At 73.3% G+C, this 4,987-nt stretch carries 4 protein-coding genes and 3 pseudogenes; 3 read left to right on the top strand and 4 right to left on the bottom strand.

Features of this window, described 5'->3' with window-relative positions:
* Positions 1–156 (top strand): annotated as a pseudogene (locus ACEPPI_RS39795) (sulfate ABC transporter substrate-binding protein); the annotation flags it as partial.
* A gap of 140 nt (positions 157–296) precedes the next feature.
* Here ACEPPI_RS39795 and ACEPPI_RS39790 read toward each other — a convergent pair.
* The 4 genes and pseudogenes from ACEPPI_RS39790 to ACEPPI_RS39775 form a co-directional block, all read right to left on the bottom strand.
* Positions 297–1,046 carry a nucleoside phosphorylase gene (locus ACEPPI_RS39790; protein ID WP_373920130.1) on the bottom strand — a complete coding sequence of 250 codons (750 nt, stop codon included), beginning with the start codon at positions 1,044–1,046 and terminating at the stop codon, positions 297–299.
* Positions 1,043–1,189: pseudogene (locus tag ACEPPI_RS39785) on the bottom strand (ABC transporter permease); the annotation flags it as partial. The pseudogene ACEPPI_RS39785 and the gene ACEPPI_RS39790, both read right to left, overlap by 4 nt.
* A gap of 62 nt (positions 1,190–1,251) precedes the next feature.
* Positions 1,252–1,563: pseudogene (locus ACEPPI_RS39780) on the bottom strand (acireductone synthase); the annotation flags it as partial.
* The gene (locus tag ACEPPI_RS39775) at positions 1,560–2,144 is read right to left on the bottom strand and encodes an acireductone dioxygenase (protein ID WP_373920129.1); all 585 of its coding nucleotides are present in this window, start codon (positions 2,142–2,144) and stop codon (positions 1,560–1,562) included. The pseudogene ACEPPI_RS39780 and the gene ACEPPI_RS39775, both read right to left, overlap by 4 nt.
* 259 nt (positions 2,145–2,403) lie before the next feature.
* On the opposite strand from ACEPPI_RS39775, the gene ACEPPI_RS39770 reads away from it, so the two are divergent.
* Together ACEPPI_RS39770 and ACEPPI_RS39765 are read left to right on the top strand one after the other, a co-directional pair.
* A complete protein-coding gene (locus ACEPPI_RS39770; protein WP_373920128.1) occupies positions 2,404–3,573 on the top strand; it encodes an agmatine/peptidylarginine deiminase in 1,170 nt (389 codons plus the stop codon).
* Positions 3,574–3,711: 138 nt separating this feature from the next.
* Positions 3,712–4,830, top strand: a complete 1,119-nt coding sequence (locus ACEPPI_RS39765) for an agmatine/peptidylarginine deiminase (RefSeq protein WP_373920131.1) — start codon at positions 3,712–3,714, stop codon at positions 4,828–4,830.
* Positions 4,831–4,987 lie beyond the last annotated feature (157 nt).

Here is a 4,987-nt window from a genome sequence, read left to right as displayed (position 1 = left end):
GCGAGCACGCTGAAGACGGAGTCCGACTGGGCGGTCAAGGCCAAGCTCATCGAGCAGCCCGACCTGGCCGGCATCTACGACCTGACGCTCCTGAACAAGGTCCTCAAGGCCGCCGGCAAGCCCGAGGTCTCCGACGCCGGTCTCGGCGCCAAGTAACTCCGTCGGGGCGGGGACGAACGCCGCCGCGACGGTGGCCCGCACCCCGGGCCGGGCAGTGGTCGCGGCCACACCACCGCCCGGCCCGGCATGCCGTCCCCCTCATCGGCCGGGCCCGTGCCCCTCGGCCGGGCCCGCGCTCAGCGCCCGTCCTCGGCCAGCAGCCGCAGCGCCTCCAGGGCCACGACGCTGCCCCGCCGGACACCGTCCGCGACGACCTGCCGGTGCGGGTCGTAACCTCCGGTGGCCTCCTCGTCCACGAGGTCGTCGGCGTTCGCCCCGTCCGCCACCAGCACTCCGCCCGCGGTCAGTCCGCGCAGCGAGGCCGTCACCAGCAAGGCGGAGAGCTCCATCTCGATCGCGGCGACACCGGCCTCGCCGTACGCCGTGACCGGGATCAGTCCGGGCTGGAACGCCGCGCGGGTCCACACGATGCCCCGGTGGTGGGGTACGCCCGCCTCGCGGGCCGCCCGCTGGAGCGCCAGAACCGCCTCGGGTGCGCAGAGCGCGGGATACTCCGGGGGCAGCAGCTGACCGGTCACCCCGTCGTCGCGTACCGCTCCCTCCGCGATCACCAGGTCGCCGTCGGCTATTCCCGGACGGATCGATCCCGCCGTGCCCAGTCTGACGATGGTGCGCACACCCGCTTCGGCCAGCTCCCGGAAGAGCAGGATCGCTCCGGGTCCGCCGACCCCGTGCGAGGCGACCGTCACCCGGAGCCCCCGCCAACTCCCGGTGAAGAGGCGGCATTCGCGGTGGTGTGAGACCTCCTCGGCGTCTTCGAGCAGTCCTGCGACGGCTTCGGCCCGCGCCGGGTCGCCGACGACGAGCGCGCAGGCCGGGAGGCCGGTGCGCGGGATGCGGGTGAGGGGCGACAGGTCCTGGGTCATACGAGGGCTCCGGAGGTACGTGCGGCACGGCGGCGGCCCGCCGTGGCGAGGAACAGGGCGACGAGGGTGACGGCGTACGGCGCCGCGTCCGTGGCCTGCTGCGGGAGGCCGAGGCCCTGCAGGCGGAAGCCGACCGCTTCGGCGGGTGTCGTGCGAAGGAGCGCTCAGCCGCGACAGGCGCCGCTGGCGCACCGGCCGTAGTCGAGGAAACGAGCTCGCCGCGCGCGAATCCCTCCGCCCACAGCACCCCCTGAAGGGTCTTGAGCGGTGTCACCTTGCGGTCCTCGTCGAGCCATGCGTTCAGCGCCCGCTCGATCCGTGCCGGACCCGCGTCCGGCTCCCCCAGCTCCGTCCGCGCCTGGGCGAGGGCGCGGGCCACCCGCGGCTCGTCGCCGCGATCGGCGAGCAGTGCGCCGAGCCGCCGGCGCGCGTACGGACGGAGCACGTCGACGACGAAGCCGGTGGCGCTCGTGGTGCCCTCGATGTCCAGGACCACGGCTTCCACGACGTGGCTCACGCGGTGATCTCCGCCGCGATCGCGTCGAAGTCCGGGAAGCGCCGGGAGATCCCGCTGCCGGTGAAGGTGCCGATCCACCCGTCCTCCTCGTGGAAGAAGCGGATCGCGGTGAAGGCCGGCCGGCTGCCCATGTCGAACCAGTGCGTGGTGCCCTTCGGCACGCCGAGGAGGTCGCCCCGCTCGCACAGCACCGCGTGGACCTCGCCGCCCACGTGCAGGTAGAAGATGCCGGAACCCGCGACGAAGAAGCGCACCTCGTCGTCGTCCTCGTGCGTGTGTTCCTCAAGGAACTTCTCCCGGGCGGCCTTCGCCTTCTCGGCGAAGCCGGGGTCGTCCCCGGGGTGCAGGGCGACCACGTCGACCGTGGCGAAGCCCTCGGCCGCGCTCAGCCGGTCGACCTCCTCCCGGTACCCGGCGAGGACGGCATCGCCGTCGGCGTCGGCCGGAACGTCCTCGCGCACCGGCCACCGCTCGTAGCGGACTCCGATCGGCGCGAGGGCGGCGGCGATCTCGGCGGGCTCGGCGGTACGTCGTACGACGGTCTCCGGGCCGTCCTCCGGCCAGGTCGTCAGCAGGGTCACGGAACGCTCCAGGGTGTCATGGCGGAGGGCGGGGGTGCGGCCCCTGGCCCCTGGCCCCTGGCCGATTCTCTCCGCCGGTTGTTGCCGGGGCGTGGCGGCCGTGTGGCGAGCACCACGGGCGAGCGACCGGCCACGGTTTGGCTGAATTTTCAGTCAGTGCGATGCTGACGTCGGGGCTGGAGCCCTGGCCGACCGGTGATCCCCCCTGTCCGCTACGGCGGCGCCGGTCCGGCGAAGGTCTACTCGATCTGGAGATGCCATGACCGAACACCGTGGCGAGCGCTCGCTCGCCGACCACCTGCTCGGACTCCTTCCCTCCCGTCGGGGCGTGCTGGGAGCGGTCGGCCTCGGCGCGGCCGGCGTCGCCCTCGGCGGCGCGGCGCTCACGTCGGCCTCCGCCTCGCCCGCGCCGCGGCCGGGCGGCGTACGCCCCCGGGTGCCGGCCGACGACGTCCCGCACGCCAGGACCTGGATGTCCTGGCCGTCGCGGAAGTCGGTGTGGGGGCGGCAGCTGTCCGGCGTACAGGAGGACATCGCGATGATCGCGCGCACGATCGCCGAGTTCGAGCCCGTGGTGATGTGCGTCCCCGACGACTACAGCGCCCGCGAGGCGCGGCCCCTGTGCGGCCCGCAGGTCGAGGTGATCACCGCGATCCCCACCGACGACCTGTGGATGCGCGACATCGCCCCGGTCTTCCGCCACGACGGGAACGGCGGCGTGGACGCGATCTCCCTCAACTTCAACGGGTGGGGCAACAAGCAGGTGCACACCTACGACGCCCGGGTCGCCGACCTCGTCGCCCGCCGGCGGGGCCTGCGGCTCACCTACGCCGACCTGGTCGGCGAGGGCGGCGCGGTGGAGTGCGACGGCGACGGCACGCTGATGGCGACCGAGAGCAGCCTGGTCAACAAGAACCGCAACCGGGGCATGAGCCGCGACGAGATCGAGCACTCCCTCCTGGACGCGTACGGCGCGGACAAGATGATCTGGCTGCCCGGTATCAAGGGCAAGGACATCACCGACGACCACGTCGACGTCACCTCGCGGTTCGTCCGCCCCGGCGTGGTGATGGTCCAGCTGCCGCCCCAGGACCGCAACGACGAGTGGGCGCGCGACGCCCGCGAGCAGTTCGCGATCCTCTCCGCGGCGACCGACGCCCGCGGCCGGCGGCTGCGGGTGATCCGGGTGGACGGCCCCGACACCGTCCGCTCGAAGAGTTCGACCTTCGTCGACTCCTATCTGAACTTCGTCCTCGTCAACGGCGGCGTGATCACCGCCCAGTTCGGCGACCAGGCCAAGGACGAGGCCGCCCGGCAGGCCCTGGCGGCGGCCTTCCCCGGCCGTGAGGTCGTCCAGCTGGACGTCGACCGCCTGATGGGCGGCGGCGGTGGCATCCACTGCTCGACCATGCACGAACCGATGCCCTGACCCCCCGTCCGCATGGACACCGCCGGCGGTGCGCCCCGCCGGCCCGACGACCGGGTGTGAGGCCCGGTCGCTCCCCGCTCCCCCTTCCCCCCACCGGAGGACCCCGTGCCGATTCCCGACCTGTCACGCCGCTCCGTCATGCGCTCCCTCGCGGGCGTCGGCGCGCTCGCCCTCGGCCTGACCGCCTGTTCCGAACTCGACGACCCGGACCAGGAGGGTGCCCCGGCTCCGGGCTCCGGCGCGGCGAACGGCCGCCGGCTCGGCGCCGAGTGGGAGAAGCACACCCGTACGTTCATGGCCTGGCCCGCGTCCGAGAACGTCTGGGGCGACCAGCTGGACGACGTGCGCAAGGACATCGCCGGACTCGCCGCCGCCATCGGGGCGCGCGAGCCCGTGGTGCTGCTGGCCCGGCCCGACCAGGAGGAGGCGGCCCAGCAGGCCTGCGGCAGCGACGTGGAAGTCATCCCGGTCTCGGTCGACGACCTGTGGGCCCGGGACACCGTGCCGGTCTTCGTCGAGGAGGGCGGCAAGGTAAAGGGCGTCGACTTCAACTTCAGCGGCTGGGGCAAGAAGCAGGAGCACGGCAACGATGCCAAGGTCGCCCGGACGCTGCTGACCAAGTACGGCATCGACCGGATCGAGACGCCGATCGTCGCCGAGGGCGGCTCCTTCGAGACCGACGGCCTCGGCACCCTGGTGCTCACCGAAAGCTCCGTGGTCAACTCCAACCGCAATCCGGGCATGAGCCGCGACCGGGTCGAGGAGGAGCTGAAGAAGGCCCTCGGCGTGACCAAGGTGATCTGGCTGGCCGGCGTGAAGGGCAAGGACATCACCGACGCGCACGTCGACTGCCTGATGCGCTTCGTCGCGCCCGGCGTCGTACTGCTGGACAAGGCCTTCCCGGGCACCCCGGCCGACGTGTGGTCGCGCTCGGCCGACCAGGCCAAGTCCGTCCTCAAGGGCGCCACCGACGCGCGCGGAAAGAAGATCGAGGTGATCGAACTGTCCCAGCCCGACCCCGACCGGATCACCGGCCGCGGCGACGCCTTCGTCTCCTCGTACATGAACTTCTACATCGGCTCCAAGGGCGTCTACCTGCCCCGGTTCGGCGACGCCCGGGCCGACGATCACGCCCGGCAGGTCATGAAGGAGCACTTCCCCGACCGCGAGATCGTCCCCGTGAAGATCGACGCGATCGCCTCCGGCGGCGGCGGCATCCACTGCGCCACCCACGACCTGCCCGCGATCAGCGACTGACCGACGGGGCCGCAGGCCCCACCGAACGCGGCGGTCCGCCGCCGATCACCGCGACCGGACGCTCCGGCCGCGGGGGGGGGGGGGGGGGGGGCGGCGGGGGGGGGGGGGGGGGGGGGGGGGGGGGGGGGGGGGGGGGGGGGGGGGGGGGGGGGGGGCT

Origin of the sequence: Streptomyces sp. AB3(2024) (genome assembly GCF_041862025.1) — a bacterium.
Lineage (GTDB): Bacteria > Actinomycetota > Actinomycetes > Streptomycetales > Streptomycetaceae > Streptomyces.
The sequence above is the reverse complement of the archived record's forward strand: the minus strand, read 5'-3'. Positions and strand labels throughout refer to the sequence as shown.

Excerpts from the sequence above, each read along its gene's own strand:
- ACEPPI_RS39770 (WP_373920128.1), top strand. The coding sequence starts at position 2,404 with ATGACCGAACACCGTGGCGAGCGCTCGCTCGCCGACCACCTGCTCGGA.
- ACEPPI_RS39790 (WP_373920130.1), bottom strand. The coding sequence starts at position 1,046 with ATGACCCAGGACCTGTCGCCCCTCACCCGCATCCCGCGCACCGGCCTC.
- ACEPPI_RS39765 (WP_373920131.1), top strand. The coding sequence starts at position 3,712 with ATGCGCTCCCTCGCGGGCGTCGGCGCGCTCGCCCTCGGCCTGACCGCC.